Here is a 25,775-nt window from a genome sequence, read left to right on the forward strand (position 1 = left end):
GAGCGGTCGCTTACCGCGTGTGGATCGGAGTGGTGACCGCCCGCTCCCATTCGCGGGGGGCGCTGACCTTTGCCCAGCTGTTGCCGAACGTGACGCGGCGAAGCGGCGCCGCCAGGTTGCAGAAACGGAACCACGTACGACTGAAGAACATGTCGACCGGGTTGCTTGTCAGCCCCTGTCGCAGGGTTTCCATGGCTACGTCGACGGCCTGGAAGCCGTATTCGCGCATTTCGGCCTCGTAGTCGCCGATCGCGTCGAGTAGGGGTAGCTGGCCCCGGGCGACCTGCGAGAGTTGGCGAGTGAGGAGGGCGGCGTCGCGCAGGGCGGTGTTGGCGCCGTTGCCGCCGGTTGGCGGCATGCCGTGCAGGGCGTCGCCGAGAACAGTGACCCGAGAGGGTGTCCAGGGTGCTGGGCGGTCGGACGCCCGGAACGGAAACGCGCTCACGTTGTCCGGTGGGCACCGGTCGATGAGCTGACGTAGCGCCGGATGCCAGTCGGTGGTCAGGCTCGCGATGTGGGCCTTGAGTCGGGTGCCGTCGAGGCGTTCCGGATGTGTGGGGAGCTGGTCGTCGCGGGCGACAAAGGCGCACAGGAGGTAGTCGTCCCCGGCTGGCTGTTGACGTTCGAACGCCGAGGTGAACAGGAAGTACGGTGCGGCCGCCATGATGAGGTTCATGCCCTGACCGAGCCGTGTGGGCAGCCAGGTTCGGGTGTCGGTGTCGAGCGGCAGCTTGAGTCCGACCCCGATCGCGTGGGTGTCGCGGAGGGTCGCGGCGGGCAGGTACTGCGCGCGCAGCCGGGAGTTGATCCCGTCGGCGCCGACGAGGATGTCGCCCGTTGCCGAGGTGCCGTCGGCGAAGTGGGCGGTGGGGCGGCCGTCGGCGGCAAGTTCGTAGCGGTCGAAGGTCTTGCCGTAGCGGACGGCGTCGCCGAGCCCGTCGAGGAGGATGCCGCGCAACGTGTGGCGGTCGACGGGGTACGACCGCTCGGCGGGGTCGGTGACCTGCGGGTACATGATCGGGTCCTCGACGACCACCAGTTCGCGAAGATCGCTGTCGAGGAAGCCGAAGCCGCCACCAGGGCGGCCCGCGGTGTCCAGGAACATCTGCCACTGCTGGTCGGGCAGGCAGGCGCGCAACGACCGGCTGCCGGCCGGGTTGATCGCGAGCCGGTAGCGGTCCAGGCGGTCGTCCCGATGCGCGTCGCGCTCGTACACCACGACCTCGATGCCGTGTCCGCGCAGGCCCTGAGCGAGCGCGAGACCGCCGATGCCGGCACCGATGATGACAACGTTGATCATTCTGAGGCTCCCCGTGAGTAGAGGTCGCACAGCTGCCTGACGACGACCTCGGCCGTGTCGGGACGTAGGCGAAGGCCCTTGAGGGTGGCGATGACCAGCTCCACACTGGCGTCGACGTCGAGGTCGAGCGACCAGGTCCCTTGTTCGATGCCTGCTTCGAAGAGCGCCGCGAGCGCGGCCCGCCAGCCCTTCTCGTCATGTCTGATGTTGGCGGCCATCGCCGCGTCGCGGCGGGCGCGCAGGTCAAGCTCGTCGAGCACGATGAAGAGCTCGGGCCGTTCCACGATCGCCGTGGCGACCGCACCCAGGTGGCGACGCAGTCGCTCGGGGGGCGCCAGGTCGGGTTGCATGGTCCCCTCGAGTTGGCTGGTGACGTGCTCAAGCACCGCCGCGATCAGGTCCTCCTTGGTCCGGAAGTAGTGGTGCAGCGTGGAGTGGTCGATGCCGGCGGCCGCGGCTATCGGCCGCAACCGGAAACCCTCGAAACCCTGGTCTGCGATCGCCGCGAACGCCGCACGGATCAGTGCCTGTCGACGGTCGGTCTGGTCAGCCATTCCACGCACCTCAAACCTCAACCAACTGGTTGGTGGACGGTAGCACCTCGGAGGCGATCGATCAACCAAGTGGTTGGTGGGGCGCTTCTCGGCGTACCCGGCGCTGGATTCGGCGGTCCGCTTAGCAGGTGCCGAAGCCCTCGTCGAAGACGCGGCGCGCGTAGTCGGCGTACCCGGCGATCGTCTTGCGGACCGTCCGACCGTCGTGCAGGAAGAGGTACGCCCGGTCGCCCTGCTCCGCCAGCAGTCCGTCGTACCGGTGGGTGCCGGGTGGGGCGGTCAACGCGGTCGCCTCCGGGTGCGCATGCCGTACCTGCTCGACGGGGGTGCCGGCGGTGATCCCCTCCGGGGTGCGGACCGGTGGACTGGCCCAGAGCAGGACGAGCCGGTGGTCGGCGAAGATCGGGCTGACCGTGCCCGGGCTGGTCAACCCCGGGCCGCAGCCCAGGTCCTGGGCCGGATCGAGGACGCCCCGGCTGATCAGCTCCTGCTCACTGTCGCCGAACTCCACATTGTGGACACCCTGCAGGTGGAGGACGTCCGGCCCGTACCCCGGGGTGGTCGCCGGGTTGTCGTCCGAGAACGTGCGGTACGCATGACAGACGGCGACGGTGCCCGCCACGAGCACCGCCACGATCCGTACGACGTTTCGTGCCTCCATGTCACCCTCCGGCAACAAAGAGTAGGTTATGCCCGATTGACGCGGATGGTCGGGCCCCCCATCCGGATCCACAGCCTGTGGATAGAACATGTGTACGACGACGGTCGGCCCGCTCCGGACCGGGGGCCACGGCTATTCCGGCATCGGGCGCGCCGACGGTTCGGAGTCGGGCAGGACGTCCTTCGCCACCAGCCGGCCGTCCGCCGTACAGAGCCGGTAGACGTCCACCCGGGGCTGCAGCACGTCCCCGTGCGCGCGGTAGTACCGGCACCCGGCCCCGGGCGGCGTGGGCAGCGGATCGGGATCGGGACGGTCGAGCGTCTCCCGGCGGGGCAGCAGCGGCTCCACCGACGCCCACTCCTGCCCCACCACCAGGACGGCGTACCGCTGTGGGCTGAGCACCGAACCACCGGTCACGTAGAGGTAGTAGCCGAGCGCCGGGCCGCCGAGGCTCACCGCGAGGGTGGTCAGCACCAGGGATGCGACGACCAGACCGCGTCGCGCCTCCCGGTGTGCCAGCCGCCGCCGGTCCGCCGCCGGGGTGGTCGGGCCGTCGGACCGGGCCGGATCCGGAGACCAGGTCGGCGCGAGGGGCAGCCGCGCGACAACCGCGAAACCGCCGTCCCGCTCGTCCGTGTGCAGGGTGCCGCCGATCAGACGTACCCGCTCGCGAAGCCCGACCAGGCCGCGCCCGCCACCGGGGCGGTGCCCGACGGACCCCGGCGACGGCCGCTCGTTCACCACGCTGACCAGCAACATCCCGGTGTTGTCGGCCCGGTCGAGCCGGACCTCCACCGGCGCCCCCGGCGCGTGCTTGTTGGCGTTGGTCAGTGCCTCCCGCACGATCCGGTACGCGGTCCGGCGTACCAACCCCGGCAACGGTGCCGGCCCCGCCGGAGCGCGCAGCCGGACCGGCGTACCCGCGGCGCCGGCCCGGCGGACGAGCGCCTCGATGCTCTCCCCGTCGGCCCGGCCGGCGGCATCCTGCGTCGGGCCGTTGTCCGTCGGGCCGTCCTGCGTCGTGCCGTCGTCGGTCCGGCCGGAAGTGTCGTCGTCCCGCAGAACGGTGATGATGTCGCGGAGCTGGGCGGTCGCGGCGGCCGCGCCGAGCCGGAGCTGTCCGGCCGACGCCCGGCTCCGCTCGTCCAGCCCGGCGTCCAGCTCCAACGCGCCGGCCCGGAGCGCGAGCAGACTCAGCTCGTGACCGAGCGAGTCGTGCATCTCCTCGGCGATCCGCGCCCGCTCGCGCAGTCGTACCTCGGCGACGAGGCTGCGCTGCGCCCGCTCCAGCTGCTCCGCCTGCTCCCACCCGGCGGCGGTCAGCTCAGCCTGCTGACGCCGGTACCGTCCCAGCAGCCACGGGAACAGCCCGGCGTAGATCAGCGCCCCGGCCTGGATCGCCCAGGTGACGAAGTCGTACCGGGACAGCACGACCACGGTGCCGAGCGCGGCCAGCACCGGGTAGCCGACGGCCGCCGGCCAGATCGGCGCCATCCGACGGCCGAGCAGGTAGCTCACCACCGGCAGCGCGAACGAGTAGTTCCCGTCCAGCGCGCAGAGCCCGACCACGACGAAGAGCGAGACCAGCGGCAGGCGGCGGCTGAGCCACACCGCGCCGCCCCAGAGCGTCAGGCCCGCGACAAGCAACCCCACCGGGTACGCCCGGTGCCCGCTCCATCCGGAGACCACCAGTAGCGCGAACGGCAACCAGAGCAGGACGTCCCAGGAACTGCCGAGATGTCGCCTCACCCGGCTCAGGTTAGGGCGACGGGCGGCGGCGGGGCTCCGGGAAACCCGGCCGTCGTACCCGGACAACGGGTCGCCGCCGACCCTGAGAAAGCTCAGGGTCGGTGGTTGACGATCGGGCGCAGCCGCACGGCCGGCCGGATTCGTAGCGTCGGCGCATGCTGACAGCACAAGCCGGACTGACCACGGCCGACGTCGCGGAAAGGATCGCCGCAGGCCAGGTCAACGACGTACCGGTGCGGTCCGGCCGGACCGTCCCGGAGATCGTCCGGGCCAACCTCTTCACCCGGATCAACGCCATCATGGGCGTGCTGTTCGGGGTGATCCTCGCGGTCGGCCCGATCCAGGACGCGCTCTTCGGCGGCGTGATCATCGCCAACACGGTGATCGGCGTCGTCCAGGAACTCCGGGCCAAACGTACGCTCGACCGGCTGGCGATCGTCGGCGCCGCCCGGCCGGTCGTCCGCCGGGACGGTCGCGCGGTCGAGATGGCCGCCGCCGACATCGTGCGGGACGACCTCATCGAACTGGGCCCGGGCGACCAGATCGTGGTCGACGGGGTGGTGGCCACGGCCGACCAGTTGGAGGTCGACGAGTCGCTGCTTACCGGTGAGGCGGACCCGGTGCTGAAGCGGGCCGGCGACCCGTTGCTCTCCGGCAGCTTCGTCACCGCCGGCACCGGCGTGTTCACCGCGACCCGGGTCGGCCGTCAGGCGTACGCGGCCCGGCTGGCCGAGGAGGCGAGCCGGTTCACCCTGGTGAACTCGCAGCTGCGGACCGGGTTGAACACCATCCTGCGGTTCGTGACCTGGCTGATCATTCCCACCGGAATCGGCCTGATCGTCGGGCAGTACCTGGTCAACTCGGACGACCTGCCGGAGGCGCTGCGCCGAATGGTCGCCGGGCTGGTCCCGATGGTGCCGGAGGGGCTGGTCCTGCTCACCTCGGTCGCGTTCGCGGTCGGGGTGATCCGGCTCGGCCGGCGACGCTGCCTGGTGCAGGAACTGCCGGCGATCGAGGGGCTGGCCCGGGTCGACGTGGTCTGCCTGGACAAGACCGGCACCCTCACCGACGCCGAGATGCGGGTCGCCGAGATGCGTCACCTCGGCCCGGCCGCCGCCGAAGCCGGCCCGGACACCGTCGAGGCCACCGGAGCCGGCGCCGCCGACGCACCGGTCGCGGCGGTCCTCGGGCTGCTCGGTGCCGCCGACGAGCGGCCGAACGCCAGTCTACGGGCGGTCGTCGAGGCGTACCCGGCACCGGAGGGCTGGACGATCGGGGCGCGGACAGCCTTCTCCTCGGCCCGGAAGTGGGGCGGCGCGGTGCTGACCGACCCGGACGGGCGGCGCGCCGAGTGGCGGCTCGGCGCCCCGGACGTCCTGCTGCCGGCCGGACACCCGGTGCTCGCCGAGGCCGACACGTACGGCGAACGCGGACTCCGGGTGCTGCTGCTGGCCCGGATGGCGCCCGCCGCCTCCCATGGTGGGGTGGCAGGCGTCGAGCCGGTCGGGTTGGTGGTGCTGGCCCAGCGGGTCCGGCCGGAGGCGGCGGCGACGCTGCGCTACTTCGCCGAGCAGGGGGTGGCGGTCAAGGTGCTCTCCGGGGACAGCGCGGTCTCGGTCGGGGCGGTGGCCGGTGGGCTGGGACTTCCCGGTGCCGAGCAGCCGGTCGACGCCCGGGAGCTGCCGTCCGAGCCGGCCGCGCTCGGCGACCTGGTCGAGCGGCACACCGTGTTCGGGCGGGTCGGGCCGCAGCAGAAGCGGGACATGGTGGCGGCGTTGCGGGCCCGGGGGCACACGGTGGCGATGACCGGGGACGGGGTCAACGACGTACTCGCGTTGAAGGACGCCGACATCGGGGTGGCGATGGGTTCCGGCAGCCCGGCGAGCCGGGCGGTGGCGCAGATCGTCCTGCTGGACAACAGCTTCGCCGCCCTGCCTGCCGTGGTCGCCGAGGGGCGGCGGGTGATCGGCAACATCGAACGGGTCGCGAACCTGTTCCTCACCAAGACCGTCTACTCGGTGCTGCTCGCCATGGCGGTGGTGCTGAGCGGGCTGCCGTACCCGTTCCTGCCCCGGCACCTGACCATCATCTCGTCGCTGACCATCGGCATCCCGGCGTTCTTCCTGGCACTCGCCCCGAACACCGAGCAGGCCCGGACGGGTTTCGTGGGCCGGGTGCTGCGGTTCGCCGTACCGGCCGGGGTGGTGGCGATGGCGGCGACGGTGGCGTCGTACCTGTTCGCCCGGGGGGTCTACGCCGGCGACCTGGCCGCCGAGACGTCGGCCGCCACGCTGACCCTGTTCCTGGTCGGGCTCTGGGCGGTGGCGATCATCGCCCGGCCGTACACCTGGTGGCGGCTGCTGCTGGTGCTGGCCCTGGCGGCGGCGTTCGCCGTGGTCCTGGTGGTGCCGTTCCTCCAGGACTTCTTCCAGGTGAGCCTGGTGGGTACGACCGCACCGACGGTCGCGGTCGGCCTCGCCCTGGCCGCCGGGCTGCTGCTGGAACTGGTACGTCGATTCTCGCCGGCTCGCCCGGATTCGCCGAGCCGTTGATCCGGTGCCTTGTCCCGAGCGTGGCACGATCTGGTGAGTCGACTGTGGACGTCTTTCCGTAGTGTCTTTCTCGACCGGGAAAACCCCAGGTCAGAGGTTGAGTCAAACCCCGAAACCACCACCTCGGGGAACTGTCGCCGAATTGACAGTACGACTGACCCGAATGCGACACGACACACATGAGGAGAGGTCCCCCGATGAACGCACGAGTCACTGGCGCCGCCCGGACCCGCCGGATCGCCGCGACGCTCGGCCTGGCGTCCGCCGCCCTGATGGCGACCCAGTTGACCCTGGTCGCGCCGGCCGGTGCGGCACTGCCCGGGCTGACCCGGGTGGTCAGCACCGGCCAGCCGGACAGCAACTGGAAGACCTGGCAGGCGGCCTGCCCGTCGGACACCATGCTGATCGGCGGCGGCGGTCGGGTGAACCGGTCCGACGGCCAGGTCACCATGGACACCATGACGCCGGTCTTCGGCGCGACCGACGTGTACTCGGTGACCGGGCGGGAGGACGACAACGCGTACTCCGGCGACTGGTCGATCACCGCGACCGCGCTCTGCGCCCGACCGCCGGTCGGCTGGGAGCAGACCGAGTCGGCCGGGCCCTGGAACTCGAACAGCAAGGGCCACACCGTCTTCTGCCCGCCCGGCAAGCAGATCCTCGGCTTCGGGGTGGAGATGAACGGCGGCATGGGACAGGTGGTCGTCGACGAGCTGCGGCCAGCCGCCGACCTGAGCAGTGTCACCATCACCGGCATCGAGGACGGCAACGGGTACGCCGACGACTGGCAGATCCGGGGCGAGGCGATCTGCGTGTCGCCGATCGCCGGTCTGGCCCGGGTCAGCAGCCCGCTCGGCATCCTCGACTCGGAGCGTACGAAGAGCGCCACCGCGACCTGCCCGGACGGCAAGCGGGTGCACGGTGTCGGCGGTGAGATCGACCAGGGTGCCGGCCAGGTCCGGATGACCGCGATCGAGCCGATCTCGGACACCCAGGTCCGGGTCAGCGCGAGCGAGGACGAGGACGGCTACGGCAACCTCTGGGCGGTCCGGCACAGATCGCGTACGCGATCTGTGCCTGACCGCCACCGCACCCCCCGATCCCCGGCGTCGACGGCGCCGGGGATCAACCCGTCGCCGGGTCGCCGGGGCCGGGGATCCAGCCGCGCCGGATCGCCTCCATCCCGGCCTGGAACCGGGTCTGCGCGCCGAGCAGGTCGAGCAGCCGCCGTACCCGCCGGCGCATGGTACGTACCGAGAGGCCGAGCTGCCGGCTGATCGTCTCGTCCTTCACCCCGGCCGCGAGCAGGGCGAGCAGTTGCCGGTCCTCGTCGGAGAGTTCGTCGACACCGACGCCGGAGTCCAGTGGCACGGCCCGTTCCCAGCAGATGTCGAAGACGAAGGTCAGCGCGTCGAGCAGCACCGACGCGTACACCAGCAGGCTGCGGGCGCCGTCCGGGCCGGGCTCCGTCGGCACCAGCGCGGCCCGGTCGTCGACCAGGTGCATCTTGAACGGTACGTCGACCGCGACCCGGGCCTGCTCGCCGAGGGTGCCCAGGTGCCGGATCTCGGCGAGGGCACCGGGCTGCTCCAGCGACTCCGGATGGTAGATCGCCCGCCACCGGACGCCCCGGGCGAGCACCGCCGGCTCGACCGGGTTACCGGCCGCGTGCACGTACGGCGGCCGGTCGAAGGCGCGTACCTCCCGGACCGCGCTCTGCTGCAGCCGCAGGAAGGTACGGCTGATCTCCTCGCCGACGACCACCTCGACCGGGCCGGCGGCGTGCTCGCCGGAGCGGACGCTCTCGAAGATCGCGGCGAGTTCGGTGGCGGCGTCCCGGGCTCGGCGCAGTGCCTGCTCGGCCGGGTGCAGCAGGGCGTCGAGCGCGACCCGGGGCTCGGCGGCGGCGTACCGGTCCGGTTGACTGGCGAGCCGGGCCACCAGGCCCTGCCGGCGCAGTTGGTCGAGCCCGGCCGCGACCCGGGCGGCGGGTTGGCCGGTGCTGGCCGCCAGTTCCTCCACACTCGCCCGGCCCCGGCTGAGCAGGACCCGCAGCACCTGTTCGTCGGCGGCCGGGATACCGGCCCCGGCGAGGGCGTTCCGTTCGGAGGACACGGCCGATTGTGGCCGGCAGGTGCCATCGGCACCAACATGACGTTGCCAACCATTGCCGCTGGCCCCGGTCCCGGGCTCCCCTATCAGCCATGATCACGACTTCCTTCCCACCCTGGCGGGGCATGGCGGCGACCACTGCCGTCCTGCTCGCCGCCGGGGTCCTCACGCCGGGGTCGGCCACCGCCGCCCCGGCCACCGGCCCGGACCGTACGGTGATCGTCGAGTTCGACGCCGCGCCGACGATCAGCGCCGCACCGCCGACCGGCACCGTCGACGCCCAGGCCGACGACCGGCTGCGTCAGGCGCGGGCGGCGGTCGCCGCCGTCGAGCAGGAGGTGACCGAGGCGGCCCGACGGTCCCGGATCAGCCTCGACCGCCGCCGCTCGTTCCAGGTCCTGTTGCCCGGCATGGCGGTACGGGTGCCCGAGGGACAGCTCGACGTGCTGCGCCGGCTGCCCGGTGTGCGGGCGGTGCACGAGGTGGCCCGGTTCCAGATCCGGGGCACCGGGGTCGCCGAAGCCGCCGCCCTGGCCGGCGCGCCCGACACCGCCGCTGTGGCTGGCGGTGCGGGCGGCTCGTCCGGCAGCGTCGAGCCGAACCTGTCGCTGATCGGGGCACCCGAGGCGTGGCAGCGCGAGGACTCCACCGGACGGCCGCTGCGGGGCGCCGGAGTCAACGTCGCCGTCATCGACACCGGCATCGACTACACCCACCCCAGCCTCGGTGGCGGCTTCGGCCCCGGACACAAGGTCGTCGGCGGGCACGACTTCGTCAACGACGACGACGATCCGATGGACGACCACAGCCACGGCACCCACGTGGCCGGCATCATCGCCGGGACCGGCGTGGGCGGGGCGATGGGCGTGACCGGGGTGGCCCCGGACGCCACACTGACCGCGTACAAGGTGCTCGACGCGAGCGGCTGGGGCGAGACCGACGACATCGTCGCCGCGCTGGAGGCCGCCGTCGACCCGGCCAACCCGTACCGGGCCGACCTGGTCAATCTCAGCCTCGGTGCCGGCGGTGACGGCACCGACCCGGTCGGCCGGGCCGCCAGCGCGGCGGTCCGGGCCGGGGTGACGGTGGTCGCCGCCGCCGGCAACGAGGGACCGGGCGAGTTCACCATCGGCACCCCGGCCGCCGCCGACGGCGTCCTCGCGGTCGGCGCCACGACCAGCGGCATCCGGCTGCCGGTCGCCAACCTGCGCAGCCCGCGCCGGGAACGGCTGATCACGTACCGGGCCGGGGTCTCGGCCAACCCGCCGAGCCGGCGGACCACCGGCGACCTGGTGGACGTCGGCGCCGGCACCCCGGCCGACTGGGCCCGGGTCGGCGACGTACGCGGAAAGGTCGTGCTGGTCAGCGGTCCGCCGGGCAGCGACGCCAACCCGGAGGACGTGGACCGGTTCGCCGAGGCGGAATCGCGCGGCGCGCTGGCCGCGATCGGCTACCTCGGCAGCGCCATCGGTGACGGCTCCGGCATCGGGGTGTCGGCCGGCTCCGCCGTCGGCGCGTCGGCCACCTCCGGCGGGCCGGCCAGCACCGGCGCCGGGCCGCCCGCCACCGGCGAGTTCACCGCGACCGTGACCAAGAGTCCGGACCCGCGCGCCGAACTGCGCTTCACCCGCCTCGTGGTGCTCGGCATCATCGACCCCGGCCAGTACGCCCAGTTGCGGCACCTGCTCGACGCCGGCCGGGTCCGGGTCGACATCTCCGGTGAGGACGTCACCGACCAGGTCGCCAGCTTCTCCTCCCGGGGACCGAACCTGCGCTGGCAGCTGAAGCCGGAGATCGCCGCCCCCGGCGTGGAGATCCGTTCGTCGATCCCGGCCGCGCTCTGGCCGGCCGGGGTGCTCCGGTACAGCGGCACCAGCATGGCCTCCCCGCACGTCGCCGGAGCCGCCGCGCTGCTGCGGCAACTCCACCCGGAGGCCTCACCGGCCCGGTTGACCTCGACCCTGGCCGGCTCGGCGGCACCGATCGACGCCGGACCGGCATCGGCCGGCGCCGGACGGCTGGACGTGACGGCAGCGCTCGACGCCGACCTGTCCACCGACCCACCCGCGATGTCACTCGGACTCGCCGACCACACCGGCGACCGGGCCCGGGCCACCGGCACGGTGACCCTGCGCAACACCGGCCGGCGGGCCACCACGGTGAAGCTCGGGGCCACCCCGGCGGCCGGCAGCCCCGGCACGGTACGGGTCAGCCCGGACCGGGTCACCGTGCCGGCCGGCGGTCAGGCCACCGTCACGGTACGGGTCGACGTACCGGTCCCGGACCAGGGCACCGCCGACGTCTCCGGCTGGCTGACCGTGGACGCACCGAAGGACGGCACCGACCTGCGGGTGCCGTACCTGCTGGCGACCCGTACCCCGTGGCTGTACGTCACGCCGGACCCGAGTGCCGGAGACAGCACCGTCTACGTCGACACGCTGCTGCCGGTGTCGACGCCACCGACGGTGGAGGTGACCGGTCCCGACGGACGGCGCAGCCGACCCGTGGCGGTCGCCGACGGCGGTGTCTGGTGGCACGCGCCGGTCCGCGGTGACCGGCCCGGTGTCTACACCGTCACCGCCACCGTCCGCAACGACGCCGGCACGACGATGCTCGGCCGCTCCCACTTCGAGGTCGCCGAGGACCCGGCGAGCACACCGTGGAGCCTGATCGGGCCGTACGGGACCGGCGGGTTCCTCGCCACCACCCCGGCCGACCCGAACCGGCTGGTGGTCACCTCGGAGAACAGCGCCGGACTCTGGATCACCACCGACCGGGCCCGGACCTGGCGGTACGAGGGGCTCGCCGCCGTACCGGCGGGCCGGCCGACGGTCCAGCTCGACCCGACGCGGGCCGACCGGATGTGGGTCGCGGTCGCCTCGACGGGGGATCCGACCTTCCAGGGCCGGATGCTGCGCACCGACGACGCCGGCCGCAGTTGGCGTACCCTGCCGTTCCCGGACGCCGAGATCCTCGGCTTCGCGGCCGGTACGGACGGCCGGACGCTGGCGGTGGCGACCACCTCGACGGTCGAGGTCAGCCGGGACGGCGGGGACAGTTGGACGTCGACCCCGGCGTTCTGGACCGGTCGGGCGGTCGGGCTGGAGCTGCTCGGCGACGACCTCTTCCTGGCCGGCGACGACGGCGTCTGGCGATGGTCGGGACTGACCGGCACCCCGACCCTGGTCCGGGCGGCGGACGACTTCTTCACCCAGCCGTACGACCTGGCGGTCGCCGGTGGGACGGTCGCGGTCGCGCTCTGGAACGGCACCGTCTGGGGAAGCAGCGACCGGGGTGGCAGCTGGCGACAGCTGCTCGCCACCGAGGACATCCTCAGCCTAACCGCCGCCGGCCGGACCCTGCTCGTCGACGCGCACGGGCAGAACCAGGTCAGCACCGACGAGGGTCGGACCTGGCGGCCGGCGGCCAAGGTGGGGACGGCGGTGGTCAACAGTCTGGCGCAGTGGCCGGGCGACGACCGTACCCTGCTGGTCGGGATGGAGAGCGCGGGCGTCTTCAGCACCACCGACGCGGTGCACCACACCCGGATCGGCACCCCGGGCCCATCCGCCGACGAACTGCTGGTGACCGGCGGGGAGCTGCTGGTCGGCACCCCGGTCGACGTGTACCGCACCCCGCTGCCCGGTGACCCGGGTCGGCTGGACTGGGGAGCGTCGGCGGGCGAGGGCATGATCGGTTTCACGGTACGGGGACTGGCGGTCCAACCGGGCCAGCCGCGTACCGTGTGGAAGCTGCTGATGACCGGCTTCTTCAGCACCCGGCTGCAGCGCAGCGTGGACGGCGGGGTCACCTTCACCGACGTCTACACCGATCCGGTCACCCCGCTCGGGCTGCTGCTGCATCCGGCGGATCCGCGCTGGATCTACCTGCCGTACAAGGACCTCTCCGGGGCCGGGCTGCTGGTCAGCCGGGACGGCGGGACCTCCTGGCGCAGGATCGACCACCGCACCGAGTACGCGGCGGTCGCCGGAGACCCCCGGGATCCGCAGCGGATCTGGCTCGCCGCCGAGGGTGGCCTCTGGCGGTCCGACGACGGCGGCGCCACCCGGGTCAAGGTGCTGGACGGTCCGGTGTCCGCCCTGCACGTCGACGGTCGACGGATCGTCGCCGCCGGGGCCACGATCCGGGTCAGCACGGACGGTGGACGTACCTTCACCGAGGCCCGGAGCACCGGAAGCGGGCCGTACACGCTGCGGATGCGGGTCAGTCAGATCGTCGAGTCCGACGGTGTCCTGTACGCCGGCACCGGCAACTTCCGGACGGCGGGTCTGACCATCAACGGGCGTGGGGTGCTGCGCAGCACCGACGGCGGCCGTACCTGGAGCAACATCGCCGCCGGGCTGCCGGATCCCTCGGTACGCTCGCTGGCGGTCAGCCCCGACGGCCGCTGGCTCTACGCCGGCACGGCCGCCGGTGGCGTCTACCGGTTGCCGATTCGTCGCTGAATCCACGGGTTGACGCCGGCGTCCGCTGAGCGTCGACACCGGAACTCGGGCCGGGCCACCCACGGGTGGCCCGGCCGGAGTCGTCCGCGACGGGTGCCGACCGGCTCGCCGCGGCGGCGAACTGGGGCTGACCGGTGTCGGTTCAGTCGCCGGTCAGATCCCGGCGGACGGCGACGACCGCGCCGACGACCGCCAGCCCTGTCCAGCAGGCCAGGACCAGCAGGCTCTGCCGGTCGCCCGCGCCGGCGGCGAGGAACGCGGAGAACGGCAGCGGCGCGGTCAGCCGGCCGAGCAGACCCTCGACGAAGAGGAACCAACCGGTCCAGCCCAGAAAAACCCAGGTCGGACGCCGGAGGACGGCCGCGTTCGCGGCCCCGAACACGGCCATCAGCGGTACGACGGTGAGCGTGTCCCGGAACTGGGTCACCTCACCCCGGCCGAGGACGCTGACACCACTCAGTACGGCGAACCCGACGGCCACGAGCACGGTGGTGACGAGTTGACCGGCCAGTACGGTCAGTCGCCTGGGCCGGGCGAGGTGGAGCAGGACCGCCGTACGGTGCTGGTGGTGCTGGGCGACCTGCATGACACCGAGGCCGAACGCGCCGATCCCGGCGAGCAGTTCCCAGGCGTCCATGTTGAACCAGCCGATCAGCAGGCCGAGCCCGCCGAGGACGACGAGGGAGAACAGGCTCGACCGGATCGTCACCACCCGGTAGAGCTCGCTGCGGACCAGGGCGATCATGAGGCGCCTGCCAGGTCGAGGAAGATCTGTTCGAGGTTCGGGGTGTCGACCGTCAGCTCGTAGACCGGCACCTGGACACCGAAAGCGATCTCACCGGCGTCCTCGGGGGAGAGGCCGACCACCGCCAGGGCCTGCCCGTCGGCGCTGACCCGCGCCCCGGCCCGTTCGAACGCCGACCAGAGCCGGCGCGGGTCACGCCCCCGGACCCGCAGCCGCCGGGCGGTGGTGCCGTACAGCTCGGCGAGCGGGGACACCCAGCGCACCCGGCCGTCGGCGATGACGACCACGTCGTCGATGAGCTGCGCCAACTCGGCGAGCAGGTGACTGGAGATGAGTACCGTCCCGCCCTTGCGGGCGTGCTCGCGCAGCAGTTCCCGCAGCCAGGCCATGCCCTCCGGGTCGAGGCCGTTCGCCGGCTCGTCGAGGATCAGCACGGCCGGGTCGCCCAGCAGCGCGGTCGCCACCGCGAGGCGTTGCCGCATGCCGAGCGAGTAGCCGCCGGTGCGCTGGTCGGCGGCGTGCCCGAGGCCGACGTACCGGAGCAGGTGGTCGACCCGGGCGCGGCCCGCGCCGGCCAGGATCGCCTGGGCGGCCAGGTGGGCCCGGCCGGTCTGGCCCGGGTGGCTGATGCCCTGTTCGAGTACGGCGCCGACCTGCCGGAGCGGGTCGGGCAGGTCGGCGAAGGGTCGGCGGTTGACCAGGGCCCGGCCGGAGGTGGGGCGGGTCAGGCCGAGCAGCATCCGCAGGGTGGTCGTCTTGCCGGAGCCGTTGAGGCCGAGGAACCCGGTCACCCGGCCCGGTGCGGCGGTGAAGGTGACGTCGTCCACGGCGCGGACCCGACCGTACGTCTTGCTGAGCGCAATCGCCTCGATCATCCCGGCCATTATCGCCGGTCCGGTGGTGCCGGTGGGGTTCGCGATCAGCCCGGCAGGACCCGGACCTCGACTCCCGGCAGACCCTTGTCCCACCAGTGGCCGTACCGGCGGTAGGCGGCGGGGTCGCGGCCGGCCAGGAAGCCGACCATCGCGCGGGCCTCGGCGGCCAGCCCCTCCCAGGTCGCCTCGTCCAGCCGGTGGAAGGCGGTCGCCTCGACGCCGGCCGGGGTCGGCCGCCACACGCCCGCCACCCGGCCGTCGACCAGCAGCGTCGGCAGGACGTCGCCGTTACGGCGGGTGATCACCGTGCGGTACTCCGGCGGAACGACGCGGCTGCGGTCGGCGTACCCGAGCAGCACGCTGTCCCACATCGGCAGCAGCCGGGGCGGCGCCGGCGTCTCCTCCGGCGGCAGCGGCGCCCCGGGTACGTCGAACAGGGGTGCCCCGTCCGGGCCCGTCAGCCGGACGACCCGGTCACCGAGGGCGTCGACGGCCTGCCGCAGCACCGGGGTCCGGAGCAGACTGAACTGCGCGATGTCGCGTGCCGAGGCGGGCCCGAACCCCGCCAGGTAGCGCAGCACCAGCGACCGCACCGAGTCGGCGTGCGCCGGCGCGTCCAGGGGGTCCGGGGCGGCGACGAACGACGCCGGAATCCGGTACGACCACGGGCCGCCGGTCGGGACGTGGTGCATCGGCGCGTACGTCCGCAGCGCCCACCACAGCCATTTGTGCCGGTCTCCAGGGACCGGCCGGCCCCCGGGCTGCGACTGGTCTCCAGGCGGCGACTCGCCTCCGGGCTGCGACTGGTCGGTCGGGTCCGACCGGTCGGCGAGCCGGGACGCCAGCATCTCCTGGATCTCGACACCCGTTCGCGGACGGGCCAGGAACGTCGCCAGGTGCGGGAGCAGCGCGTCGGCGTCCGCCACGGTGAGCCCGGCGGCGGCGAACCGGAGGTCGTCCAACCGGGCGGACCGCAGGAAAGGGGCCATCGCGGTGTGGAACGCCGGCCAGTCCCCGGCGTGCACCGCGTGCAGGGTGCCGCGCAGCAGCGTCGACCGGACCACCACCCGGTCCGCGAACGCGGTGTCGAGATCGGCCGGATCGAAGCCGACGAGCCGGTTCCACAGGGCGAGGTACGGCGACGCCGGCTCCTGCGCCTGCACCGCCACGATCCGGCGTACCGCGTCGGGCACGGTCATCGGCTCGCGCCGCAGCAGCAGTTGACGGGCCAGGGTGGCCCGGTTGAGCCGACGCGGGGTGAGGGTCGGCCGGTGATCCGCTGCACCACCGCTGGCGGTCTTCTGCACGCCGTGACGGTACGCCCCCGCGTCGACAGCGGAATCTTTTCCGGGCAGCTGTCCGGAACCGGGGCGGCCGTTCGTCACTACGGTGGAAGTCAGCTCAAGGAGGCCCTGACCATGAAGTACATGATGTTCGTCTGCAGCGACCCGGAGCCGGACCCGGACACCGCGAACTATCCCGACGTCGAGAAGTGGGTGGCGGAGAACGACGCCGCCGGCCGGCGGCTGGACGGTTCGGTGCTGGGCCCGACCTCGAGCGCGACCACGGTCCGGGTCCGTAACGGTGAACTGCTGGTCTCGGACGGACCGTTCGCCGAGACCAAGGAGGTCATCGTCGGCTTCGACCTGCTGGAGTGCGCGGACCTGGACGAGGCGATCGAGGTGGCGCGTACCCACCCGATGGCGTGGGCCGGGCGGATCGAGCTCCGGCCGCTCGCCGACCTGGAGCCGTGACGGGTTCCGAGCCTGCCCCGGCGGTGCGGACGGTTCCGGTGGCACCGCCGGCCCGGGCGACAGTGGCTGCCCAGGCGGTTCCGGCCCAGGCCCAGGTGGCCCGGGCGGTCGCGGAGGCGGCGGTCGAGGCGTACCCGCGGATCGTCGCCGCGCTGATCCGGATCACCGGTGACTGGACGCTCGCCGAGGACTGCGCCCAGGAGGCGCTGGCCCAGGCGCTGGCCCGGTGGCCCGACGACGGCGTACCGGACAGTCCGGGCGGTTGGCTGATGACGGTGGCCCGGAACCGGATGCTCGACGTCGTGCGCCGGGCCACCGTCGAGCGGCGCAAGCTGCGTGAACTGGCGGTGCTGGCGCTGACCGCCGCGACCGGGACCGGGGACGACAGACGGGAGGAGGTCGTGGACGACCGGCTACGGCTGATCTTCACCTGCTGCCATCCGGCTCTCGCCCTCCAGGCCCGGGTCGCGCTGACCCTGCGGACGATCTGCGCGGTCCCGACCGCGGACATCGCCCGGGTCTTCCTGGTCAGCGAGTCGACGATGACCCGCCGGCTGACCCGGGCCAAGACGAGGATCGCCGAGGCAGGGATCCCGTACCGGGTGCCCGACGGCAGGGCGCTCACCGAACGGCTGCCCGGCGTACTCGCCGTGCTCTACCTGCTCTTCACCCAGGGCTACAACCCCGACGGAGAACCCGCGTTCGCCGACGAGGCGATCCGGCTGGCCCGGCTGCTGGCCGAACTCATGCCGGAGCAGCCCGAGGTGTCGGCGCTGCTCGCACTCTTCCTGCTGCAGCACTCCCGGCGGGCCGCACGGCGGGACGCCGACGGCCGGCTGGTGCCGCTCGACCGGCAGGACCGGTCGCGCTGGGACCACGCCGCGATCGACGAGGGCGTACGCCTGCTCGCCGGGTCGCGCCAGCCCGGGCCGTACGGGTGGCAGGCCCGGATCGCCGCCTGCCACGCCACCGCCGCGTCGGCGGAGGAGACGGACTGGCGGCGGATCGCCGACTGCTACGACCAGCTGCTGCGCCTGGCGCCGGCCCCGGTCACCGCGCTGAACCGTGCCGTGGCGCACAGCTACGCGTACGGGCCGGCGGCCGGGCTCACCCTGCTCGCCGAGGCCCGGGCCGGAGGACGGCTCGACGACTATCCACTGGCGGTCGCCGTCGAGGCGGACCTCGTCGCCCGGTCCGGCCACCGCGAACGGGCGGCGACGCTGTTCCGGACGGCGGCGTCGCGTACCCCCGGCGCGGCCGAGCGGCGCGCGCTGCTCGACCGCGCCGACGAACTCCAGGAGGGACCTCTGTGCTGAAACAACTGCGCGCCGCGCTCGACGACCAGCGCCGTCACGTGCTGGGTATCGTCGACGGCCTGACCGGGGAGGAACTGCGCCGACCGGTGCTGCCCTCGGGCTGGTCCTGTCTCGGCCTGGTCAACCACCTGGCGTTGGACGTGGAGCGGGGCTGGTTCCGGGCGGTGGTCGGCGGCCAGCGGGTCGTGATCGACGAGTTGGCGGGCGCCCCGGACGCCTGGGTCGTCGACCCGGACGTGCCCGCCGAGCTGGTGGTCGATCGCTACCGTCAGCAGATCGGACTGGCGGACGCTGTCATCGCCGCCACCCCGCTGGACGCCGCGCCGGCGTGGTGGCCCGAAGGCATGTTCGGCGGCTGGCGGCTGGACACCCATCAGGAGGTGCTGCTGCACGTGATCACCGAGACCGCCTGCCACGCGGGTCACCTTGACGCGGCCCGGGAACTCATCGACGGCCGACAGTGGCTCGTGCTGACCTGACCGGACGAGCACAGCCCGCGCCCGTAGCCTGGAGCGGTGCGATTCGGGGTGCTGGGGCCGCTGACCGTCTGGACCGACCATGGCGAGGCGGTCACCGTCCCCGGTCGCAAGGTCCGGGCGCTCCTGGCCGACCTGCTGGTCCACCAGGGACGGACGGTGTCGGCGGACCGGCTGGTCGCGGACCTGTGGGGTGAGGCGGCGCCCGCCGACCCCACCGCCGCGCTGCACGTACGGGTCTCGCAGCTCCGTCGTGCCCTGGCCGGTGCCGAGCCCGACGGCCGGGACCTGGTGGTGTCCCAGGCCCCCGGGTACGTGCTGCGGGCCGGCTCCGACGCGGTCGACGCGACCCGGTTCTCCAGCCTGGTCGAGCGGTCCCAGGCGGCCGGGGACCCGCGGCTGCGGGCCGGGCTGCTGGCCGAGGCGCTGGACCTGTGGCGTGGACCGGCGTTGGCCGACTTCGCCGACGAGGAGTTCGCCCGCGCCGCCGTGGCCCGCTGGGAGGAGCAGCGGCTGACCGCCGTGGAGGCGTACGCGGAAGCGCGGCTGGAGCTGGGCGAGCACCGGGAACTCGTCGGGGAGCTGGGTGAACTGGTGACCCGGCATCCGTACCGGGAGCGGCTGCGGGCGGCCCTGATGCGGGCTCTGCACCGGGCTGGTCGTACCGGCGAGGCACTCGACAGCTTCCAGGAACTGCGGCATCAGCTCGCCGACGAACTGGGCCTGGATCCGGGGCCGGAGTTGGCCGCCCTGCACCGGGCGATCCTCGCCGGTGACCCGGTCGAGGAACCGCCGACGCCGACCCCGCGTCCGGTTCGGCCGACCAGCAACCTGCCGGCGCCGGTGACCGACCTGATCGGCCGGGAACACGCACTACGACGGGTACGCGAACTCCTGTCGACCAGCCGGCTCGTCACGTTGACCGGCCCGGGCGGGGTGGGCAAGACCAGTGTGGCGCTGGCGGTGGCCCGGGGCGTGGTCGAGGCGTACCCGGACGGGGTGTGGCTGGTCGACCTGACCGCCTGGGACGGCTCGGGCGAGCTGGCCGAGTTGATACTCGCCACCCTCGGCATCGCCGACGTACCGGGTGACGGCGGGCCGGCGGGTGGGCGGCTGACGGCCGCACTGCGCGGGACGCGGACGCTGCTCGTGCTGGACAACTGCGAGCACGTGATCGAGTCGGCGGCGGAGCTGGTCGGGGCGTTGCTGCCGGCCGCGCCCGAGCTGCGGGTGCTGGCGACCAGTCGGGAACCACTGCGGCTGCGGGCCGAGGCCCGTTGGGACCTGCCGCCGTTGGAGGTCCCGGACACCGACGACCCGGCCCGGCTGGCCCGGTCCTCCGCCGTGCGGCTGTTCCTCGCCCGCGCCGGACTGCCGTCGGAGAGCGGGCCGACGGCCGAACCGGCGGTGCCCGCCGGGGCGGCCCCGGTGGTGGAGGTCGCCGAGGTGTGCCGGCGGCTGGACGGCATCCCGCTGGCGCTGGAACTGGCGGCGACCCGGGTCCCGGCGCTCGGGGTCTCCGAACTGGCGGCCCGGCTGGAGGTACCGCAGGACCGGTTCGGGCTGCTCGGCAGTGGGCCGCGGGACGCGCCGGCCCGGCAACGCACCCTGGCCGCGGTGATCGACTGGAGTTGGCGGCTGCTGACCGGACCCGAACGGATGGTGCTGCGCCGGTTGGCGGTGCATTCCGGCGGATGCACCCTCGACGCGGCCGAGACGGTCTGCGCCGGGGACGGGGTCGCCGCCGGTGAGGTGCTGGACCTGCTGGCCGGCCTGGTCGACCGGTCACTTGTGGTACGCGGTGACGGGGCGCGGTTCCGGCTGTTGGAGTCGGTGTCCGCGTACTGCCTGGACCAGTTGCGGCGGGCCGGGGAGGAAACGGTGCTGCGGCGTCGGCACGCCGACCACTACCTGGCGTTCGCCGCGCGGGCCGATCCGCTGCTGCGTGGTCCGGGGCAGCGGGAGTGGCTGGGCCGGCTGGACGCCGAGGCGGCGAACCTCCGGGCGGCCCTGGAGACGTACCGGCGGGAGGGCGCGGCCGGGCCGGCGTTGCGGCTGGCCCGGGCGCTGACCTGGTACCGCTTCCTGCGTGGCCGGCTTACCGAGGCGCGCCGCGCCCTGGCCATGGCGTTGGCCGTACCCGGCGAGGCACCCGCCGAGCTGCGGGTCGAGGCCGAGGCCTGGTACGTCGGTCTGGCGATCCGGCAGGGCGACCACTCGGGGACGGAACCCGGCATCGGCGGGAGAACCCCGGAACGGGCGGACGCCGGTCTGTCCGACGCCGGCTTGTCCGACGGCGGTCCATCCAACGCGGGTCCGGCCAGGGTCGGGCGGGTGACAGAGGTGCTGCGGGCCTACGAGAAGGTCGGTGACCTGGTCGGACTGGCCCGGCTCGAATGGTGGCTGGGCGGCGCGATCATCAACTCCGGGGACGAGGCCGCCACCGGAGAGCTGCTGGACCGGGCGTTGGAGACGTTCCGGGCGGCCGGTGACCGGTGGGGTGAGGCGGCGGTACTCAGCACCCGGGCCATGCTCGCGCACGTGCGGCACGATCCTGCCGCCCTGGAGCGGGACGCCCGACGCGGCGCCGCGATCTTCGGCGAACTGGGCGACGACTGGGGGGTACTGCAGGCCACCGACTGGCTGATCGGCCTGGCGGACCTGACCGGCGACCAGACGGAGGCGCTCCGACTGAGCCGGGTCGGCCTGCGGATCGCCGAGGAACTCGGGCTCTGGTCCGATGTGGCGGGTCGGCTGGGCTGGCTGGCCTGGATCTTCGTGCAGACCGGGGACTATCCGCAGGCCCGGGAGCACGCGGAGCGGGCCCGGAGGTTGGCCGCCGAGCAGGGGCTGGAGGCGCTGGCCGTCTTCGCCACCCTCAGCCTGGCGATCGCCGTCCGCCGGGGCGGCCGTCCCGATCTCGCGGAGGAGCACCTGCGGTGGCTGCTGGTCTCGGCCCGCAACCAGCGAATCGGGGAGGGACATCCGCCGTACCTGGGAATGGTGCTGGTCGAGCTGGGGCTGTCCGCCGCCGACCGGGGTGACCCGGTCGCCGCGCTGGGCTGGCACCGGGAGGGCTTCGAGATCGCCCACGAGCAGGATTCGCTGCCGGAGCTGGCGTGGGCGCTGACCGGAATGGCCGACGCGCTGGTCCGGCGGGCGGGCGCGGATGCCGTCGTCGAACCGGCCGAACCGGCCGGGCTGGCCGCGCGACTGCTCGGCGCGGCCGACGCCGCCTGGCGGCGCCACGGCCAGCCGCGCTCCGTCGCCGACCGGGCCGAGCTGGACCGGATCCGGGCGGCGGTCGAGGCCGCCGATCCCGAATTCGCGGTCTGGTACGCGCGCGGTGCCGGGCTGACCCCGACCCAGGCCCGGTCACTGCTGGACGGCGACCGGGCCTGAGCGGACGTCACTTCGGCACGTAGATGTGTACGACGATGCCGGAACCGAACCGGTTGACGTCGGCCAGCTTCAGGTGGGTGGTGTCGAACCCGGCCCCCTCGAACAGGTGCTTGCCGGCACCGACGATGACCGGGAAGTACCAGAAGTGGAACTCGTCGACCAGGCCGTGTTCGACGAGGGTACGGTCCAGCTCGCCGGTACCCCACTTGACGATGTTCCCGCCCGGCTGTTCCTTGAGCTTGGCGACCTCCTCGGCGACGTCCCCGGTGAGCAGGGTGGCGTTCCAGGTCGTCTCGGTCAGGGTCCGGGAGGCGACGTACTTCGGCATCGCGTTCATCTGGTCGGCGGCCGGGTCACCGGCCCGCCCGGACCAGGCCGCCGCGAAACCCTCGTAGGTCACCCGGCCGAGCAGCATCGCGTCCGCCTCCGTCGACAGCTTGGTGGCGTAGTTGGCGTGGTCCTCGTCCCAGTACGGCTGCCCCCAGTGCTGCGGCTCGGCCCGGGATGCGGTGGACGGGCGGGTGTCGTCGATGACGCCGTCCAGCGAGACGAACGTCGACTCGATGAGCTTGCGCATGGCTCTGCTCCCTCTGATCTGCGGTCTGTTGCCGTCTTCGGCGATGACCACAGCCTGCCGGGATCCCCTTACGGTTTCCTTCAGCTCTCCTTCCGCTGCCCTGCGGTCGACGGGCGCCGGGTCGGGCGCCCGGCCCGGCCGTGTCCGGTCCGCCTAGAACTCGATGACGAGTCGACCCCGGATCCCACCCGCTTCGAGGAGCCGGTGCGCCCGGTACGCCTGCTCCGGGGGGAACGTCTCGGCGACCCGCAGGCTGAGCCGTCCTTCGGTGGCGAGCTGGCGGAGCAGTTCGAGCTTGTCGCGCCGGTTCTCGTACTGGTAGACGTACGCGTGGACGGGGGTGACGCCGTGGCGCTCCGCCGCCTGCTCGAACTCCGCCTGGTCCGGCATGCCGCGGACGTACGCCAGTCGGCCGCCGTGGCGGATCGCCGGCAGCAGCGGGGCGCCGATGATCGCGGCGTCGACGACCGCGTCGACGCCGTCCGGGGCGTGTTCGCGGAACCGGTCGGCGACATCCGCCCCCCGGGCGACGACGACATCGGCACCGAGGGCGGTGACCAGGTCGACGTCGCGCGGTGCGGCGTCGGCCAGCACCCGGTGACCGGCGGCCCTGGCCAGCTGCACGGCGTAACCGCCGACCGCCCCGGCCGCACCGGTGACCGCGACTGTGCCGCGTGGGGCGAGGTTCAGGTTATCGAGGGCGTGCAGGGCGGTCAGTCCGTTCATCGGCAGGGTGGCCGCCTCGGCGAGGCTCGCCCCGGTGGGTACCGGCACCACCGCGGGTTCGGGGAGTACAACCCAACCGGCGTAGCTTCCCCCGGCGGGGCGCATGGGGTTGACCATGGCCATCACCTGGTCGCCGATCGAGAGTTCGGTGGCGGCGCCGGGACCGATCTCGTCGATGGTGCCGGCGATCTCGTGACCGGGGATGACGGGGTCGGCACCCTGTTGCCGGATCGGTGTCAGGCCGGCCCGGATCAGGGTGTCGCCCGGGTTGACGACTGTGGCGCGTACCCGGATCCGCACCTCGCCCGGGCCGGCGTGCGGGGTGGGCCGGTCGAGGACCTCAAGCACCTCCGGCCCGCCGTGCCGGCGCAGACCTACCACCTTCATGGTGTCGTCGTTCTTCATGGTGTCGCTCCGCTCGTCCGGTGAGTTGTTCACCGCAGGGACTGGGTGGTGCCGGTGGCCGACGAGCGCTCGACGGCGTCGACGAACCGGTGCCGGGTCAGGGCGTGTGCGAAGTCGGGTACGGTCCGGGTGCCCTCGGCCAGGTCCCGGGCCAGCTGCGCGTAGAGCTTCGCGATGCTGCCGGTCGGCATGCCGGTCAGTCCGGCGGGCACACCCTCGGTGTACGAGGCCGGCACCTCGATCGGCGCGACGGTGCTGTCGGTGCCCCGGCCGCCGGCCAGGGTGAGCTGGGCGACCTGCACGTTTCCCCAGTCAGCGGTCAGGACGAGGTCACCCTCGGTGCCGTTGATCTTCCAACGGAAGTTGTCGCCCCGGGACGTGCCGCCCCGGTAGAAGACCGAGGCGGCCGCGCCGGAGGTCAGGGTGCCGATGATGGCGACCTGGTCGGGTGCGGTGACGGGGATGCGGCTGCCGTCCTCGAGAACGGTCGCCTCGGTACGGCCGACGACGAGGTTCGCCGCCACCGAGTCGAACTCGCCGAGTACGAAGTGGAACGGGTCGAGGGCGTGCAGCGCGGCGGAGGTGAGCGCGGTGGCGCCCTGGCTCTTGTCGAACCAGTACGCCTGACCGTGGCTGGCCACCTCGCCACCCCAGACCATGCCGGAGCCGACCATGGTGGTGCCGAGGACCCTGCCGAGATATCCGCCCTGGATCAGGTCCCGGGCGTGCTGGACCTCGGGGGCGTACCGGCCCTGGAGTCCGACCATGGTACGGACGCCGGTCGTCCGGGCCAGCTCGGCGAGCTGGTCGGCCTCGGCCAGTCCGTTGGCGAGTGGCCACTCGCTGTAGACCATCTTGCCGGCCCGGAGCGCTGCGGAGATCAGCTCGAAGTGCTGGGCGACCCGCGTGGTGACGACCACCAGGTCGACACCGGGGTGGTTGATCAGCTCCTGGTGGTTGTCGTAGCCGGGTACGCCGTGCTTGGCCGCGGCGGCCTCGGCCGAGCTGCGTCGGGAGGTGCTGACCGCACGCAGTTCGAACGACGGCGACGCCGCGATCACCGGGATGTGTGAGTTCGAGGCCCACGCACCGGGGCCGATGATGCCTACGCCTACCGGGGTCATGCTGCTCCTCTGCCGATCATGGATCAATGGTTGCGTGATCTGTCGTGGAATGAGGCTCGTATCCGAAATGTCGCCCTGGATGGGGATTGGCTTACAGGGCGGCGCAGGCAACCGTACGGTATCTGGAGCGATCGACCAATAATCGTGAGTCGGGTCACCGGCGATGGTTTGGCTCAGCCTGGGGCGCCAGCGCGCCGGCAGAGCCTGGACTCCGCGTCTCCGACGCTGCAGGGCGGCGACAGCCTGCGGGTTGTCGGCAGCCCGGCGAGGAGGGCACAGGGGGAGGGTGACAGGGACGATCGCGGCCCCCGAACGCAGACCGGGGGAGCCGGCCGAGCCGAGCGGCACGATAGTTTGTTGGTCGTTCCAGATCGACGTACCCTGGGATGATGGCACGGACCCGAGAATTCGACCTTGACGTCGCGGTCGGCGCCGCCCTGGAGGTCTTCTGCCGCAAGGGCTACGAGGGTACGTCGATGCGCGACCTGACCGAGGCGACCGGCCTCGGCAGCGGCTCCCTCTACGCGGCCTTCGGCAGCAAGGAGGGCATCTACCTGGCCGTCCTCGACCTCTACCGGCGGCAGTACGCGGCACCCCTGGCCGAACTGCTCCGCTCCGGCACCAACGCCCGCGACGTGATCCGGGAGATGTTCGTCGGCACCGTCGACGAGATCGTCCAGGACGGCCGTCGCCAGGCCTGCCTGATCGTCGGCGCGGCCATGGAACGGGCGCACCTCGACCTCCAGGTCGCCCAACGGCTCCGGTCGACCACCCAGGCACTGGCACTCGCACTGTTCGACGTCATCGCCGAGGCGCAGCTACGGGGCCAGATCCCGGTCGACCGGAACGCCAACGACCTGGCCCACTTCCTGGTCGCGAGCCTGCAGGGGCTCCGGGTGATGGCAGCGATCAACCCGGACCGGGAGACCCTGACGCGGTCCGCCGAGGTCGCCCTCCGCTGCCTCGACTGAACCCGTCGCG

Annotated in this window: 18 protein-coding genes; 7 read left to right on the forward strand and 11 right to left on the reverse strand. The window is 73.0% G+C overall.

The features are described 5' to 3' along the window. Positions 1–10: 10 nt before the first annotated feature. The 4 genes from ABGB21_RS33520 to ABGB21_RS33535 form a co-directional block, all read right to left on the reverse strand. Entirely contained in the window at positions 11–1,300 is a 1,290-nt protein-coding gene (locus ABGB21_RS33520) for an NAD(P)/FAD-dependent oxidoreductase (RefSeq protein ID WP_347681206.1), read from the reverse strand. Further along, complete coding sequence (locus ABGB21_RS33525; RefSeq protein ID WP_347651374.1) at positions 1,297–1,854, reverse strand: TetR/AcrR family transcriptional regulator; 558 nt, start codon at positions 1,852–1,854, stop codon at positions 1,297–1,299. Before ABGB21_RS33525 ends, ABGB21_RS33520 begins: the two co-directional genes overlap by 4 nt. A gap of 121 nt (positions 1,855–1,975) precedes the next feature. Beyond that, a complete protein-coding gene (locus ABGB21_RS33530; protein ID WP_347651375.1) occupies positions 1,976–2,515 on the reverse strand; it encodes a hypothetical protein in 540 nt (179 codons plus the stop codon). Between the two features lie 132 nt (positions 2,516–2,647). Next, positions 2,648–4,264 carry a histidine kinase gene (locus ABGB21_RS33535; RefSeq protein ID WP_347681208.1) on the reverse strand — a complete coding sequence of 539 codons (1,617 nt, stop codon included), beginning with the start codon at positions 4,262–4,264 and terminating at the stop codon, positions 2,648–2,650. Between the two features lie 155 nt (positions 4,265–4,419). On the opposite strand from ABGB21_RS33535, the gene ABGB21_RS33540 reads away from it, so the two are divergent. Continuing rightward, positions 4,420–6,816: an HAD-IC family P-type ATPase gene (locus ABGB21_RS33540; protein ID WP_347681210.1), complete on the forward strand. Its 2,397-nt coding sequence runs from the start codon at positions 4,420–4,422 to the stop codon at positions 6,814–6,816. Positions 6,817–7,941: 1,125 nt separating this feature from the next. Here ABGB21_RS33540 and ABGB21_RS33545 read toward each other — a convergent pair. Next, positions 7,942–8,931, reverse strand: coding sequence for a helix-turn-helix domain-containing protein (locus ABGB21_RS33545; protein WP_347651379.1), 990 nt, complete (start codon positions 8,929–8,931; stop codon positions 7,942–7,944). Positions 8,932–9,020: 89 nt separating this feature from the next. Between ABGB21_RS33545 and ABGB21_RS33550 the strand changes: the two genes are divergently transcribed. After that, a complete protein-coding gene (locus tag ABGB21_RS33550; protein WP_347651380.1) occupies positions 9,021–13,394 on the forward strand; it encodes a S8 family serine peptidase in 4,374 nt (1,457 codons plus the stop codon). Positions 13,395–13,536: 142 nt separating this feature from the next. On the opposite strand, the gene ABGB21_RS33555 is transcribed toward ABGB21_RS33550, so the two are convergent. Genes ABGB21_RS33555 through ABGB21_RS33565 form a run of 3 tightly spaced genes read right to left on the reverse strand, consistent with a single transcriptional unit; the run spans position 13,537 to position 16,321 of the window. Next, a complete protein-coding gene (locus tag ABGB21_RS33555; protein WP_347651381.1) occupies positions 13,537–14,139 on the reverse strand; it encodes a hypothetical protein in 603 nt (200 codons plus the stop codon). Continuing rightward, the gene (locus tag ABGB21_RS33560) at positions 14,136–15,014 is read right to left on the reverse strand and encodes an ATP-binding cassette domain-containing protein (RefSeq protein ID WP_347651382.1); all 879 of its coding nucleotides are present in this window, start codon (positions 15,012–15,014) and stop codon (positions 14,136–14,138) included. The genes ABGB21_RS33555 and ABGB21_RS33560 overlap by 4 nt, the downstream gene beginning before the upstream one ends. Before the next feature lie 44 nt (positions 15,015–15,058). Further along, the gene (locus ABGB21_RS33565; protein WP_347651383.1) at positions 15,059–16,321 is read right to left on the reverse strand and encodes a winged helix DNA-binding domain-containing protein; all 1,263 of its coding nucleotides are present in this window, start codon (positions 16,319–16,321) and stop codon (positions 15,059–15,061) included. 111 nt (positions 16,322–16,432) lie between these two features. On the opposite strand from ABGB21_RS33565, the gene ABGB21_RS33570 reads away from it, so the two are divergent. The 4 genes from ABGB21_RS33570 to ABGB21_RS33585 are packed head-to-tail and all read left to right on the forward strand — an operon-like array spanning position 16,433 to position 21,962. Continuing rightward, complete coding sequence (locus tag ABGB21_RS33570) at positions 16,433–16,768, forward strand: YciI family protein (RefSeq protein ID WP_347651384.1); 336 nt, start codon at positions 16,433–16,435, stop codon at positions 16,766–16,768. Between the two features lie 23 nt (positions 16,769–16,791). Beyond that, complete coding sequence (locus ABGB21_RS33575; protein WP_347651385.1) at positions 16,792–18,084, forward strand: sigma-70 family RNA polymerase sigma factor; 1,293 nt, start codon at positions 16,792–16,794, stop codon at positions 18,082–18,084. After that, positions 18,078–18,563, forward strand: a complete 486-nt coding sequence (locus ABGB21_RS33580; RefSeq protein ID WP_347651386.1) for a DinB family protein — start codon at positions 18,078–18,080, stop codon at positions 18,561–18,563. Before ABGB21_RS33575 ends, ABGB21_RS33580 begins: the two co-directional genes overlap by 7 nt. 36 nt (positions 18,564–18,599) lie before the next feature. Further along, complete coding sequence (locus ABGB21_RS33585; RefSeq protein ID WP_347681212.1) at positions 18,600–21,962, forward strand: BTAD domain-containing putative transcriptional regulator; 3,363 nt, start codon at positions 18,600–18,602, stop codon at positions 21,960–21,962. A gap of 7 nt (positions 21,963–21,969) precedes the next feature. Here the strand turns inward: ABGB21_RS33585 and ABGB21_RS33590 are convergent, their stop codons facing one another. The 3 genes from ABGB21_RS33590 to ABGB21_RS33600 all read right to left on the reverse strand — a co-directional run bounded on the left by ABGB21_RS33590 (position 21,970) and on the right by ABGB21_RS33600 (position 24,794). After that, on the reverse strand, positions 21,970–22,539 hold the full coding sequence (locus ABGB21_RS33590; RefSeq protein ID WP_347651388.1) for a dihydrofolate reductase family protein: 570 nt from the start codon (positions 22,537–22,539) through the stop codon (positions 21,970–21,972). 153 nt (positions 22,540–22,692) lie between these two features. Beyond that, positions 22,693–23,670 (reverse strand): NADP-dependent oxidoreductase, encoded by a 978-nt coding sequence (locus ABGB21_RS33595; RefSeq protein ID WP_347681214.1) that lies wholly within the window; start codon positions 23,668–23,670, stop codon positions 22,693–22,695. 29 nt (positions 23,671–23,699) lie between these two features. Beyond that, positions 23,700–24,794: a Gfo/Idh/MocA family oxidoreductase gene (locus ABGB21_RS33600; protein ID WP_347681216.1), complete on the reverse strand. Its 1,095-nt coding sequence runs from the start codon at positions 24,792–24,794 to the stop codon at positions 23,700–23,702. Positions 24,795–25,183: 389 nt separating this feature from the next. On the opposite strand from ABGB21_RS33600, the gene ABGB21_RS33605 reads away from it, so the two are divergent. Then, the gene (locus ABGB21_RS33605; protein ID WP_347651391.1) at positions 25,184–25,765 is read left to right on the forward strand and encodes a TetR/AcrR family transcriptional regulator; all 582 of its coding nucleotides are present in this window, start codon (positions 25,184–25,186) and stop codon (positions 25,763–25,765) included. Positions 25,766–25,775 lie beyond the last annotated feature (10 nt).

Origin of the sequence: Plantactinospora sp. B24E8 (genome assembly GCF_039871735.1) — a bacterium.
GTDB lineage: Bacteria > Actinomycetota > Actinomycetes > Mycobacteriales > Micromonosporaceae > Plantactinospora.

Excerpts from the sequence above, each read along its gene's own strand:
- ABGB21_RS33520 (WP_347681206.1), bottom strand. The coding sequence starts at position 1,300 with ATGATCAACGTTGTCATCATCGGTGCCGGCATCGGCGGTCTCGCGCTC.
- ABGB21_RS33525 (WP_347651374.1), bottom strand. The coding sequence starts at position 1,854 with ATGGCTGACCAGACCGACCGTCGACAGGCACTGATCCGTGCGGCGTTC.
- ABGB21_RS33530 (WP_347651375.1), bottom strand. The coding sequence starts at position 2,515 with ATGGAGGCACGAAACGTCGTACGGATCGTGGCGGTGCTCGTGGCGGGC.
- ABGB21_RS33540 (WP_347681210.1), top strand. The coding sequence starts at position 4,420 with ATGCTGACAGCACAAGCCGGACTGACCACGGCCGACGTCGCGGAAAGG.
- ABGB21_RS33550 (WP_347651380.1), top strand. The coding sequence starts at position 9,021 with ATGATCACGACTTCCTTCCCACCCTGGCGGGGCATGGCGGCGACCACT.
- ABGB21_RS33555 (WP_347651381.1), bottom strand. The coding sequence starts at position 14,139 with ATGATCGCCCTGGTCCGCAGCGAGCTCTACCGGGTGGTGACGATCCGG.
- ABGB21_RS33560 (WP_347651382.1), bottom strand. The coding sequence starts at position 15,014 with ATGATCGAGGCGATTGCGCTCAGCAAGACGTACGGTCGGGTCCGCGCC.
- ABGB21_RS33570 (WP_347651384.1), top strand. The coding sequence starts at position 16,433 with ATGAAGTACATGATGTTCGTCTGCAGCGACCCGGAGCCGGACCCGGAC.
- ABGB21_RS33590 (WP_347651388.1), bottom strand. The coding sequence starts at position 22,539 with ATGCGCAAGCTCATCGAGTCGACGTTCGTCTCGCTGGACGGCGTCATC.
- ABGB21_RS33595 (WP_347681214.1), bottom strand. The coding sequence starts at position 23,670 with ATGAAGAACGACGACACCATGAAGGTGGTAGGTCTGCGCCGGCACGGC.
- ABGB21_RS33600 (WP_347681216.1), bottom strand. The coding sequence starts at position 24,794 with ATGACCCCGGTAGGCGTAGGCATCATCGGCCCCGGTGCGTGGGCCTCG.
- ABGB21_RS33605 (WP_347651391.1), top strand. The coding sequence starts at position 25,184 with ATGGCACGGACCCGAGAATTCGACCTTGACGTCGCGGTCGGCGCCGCC.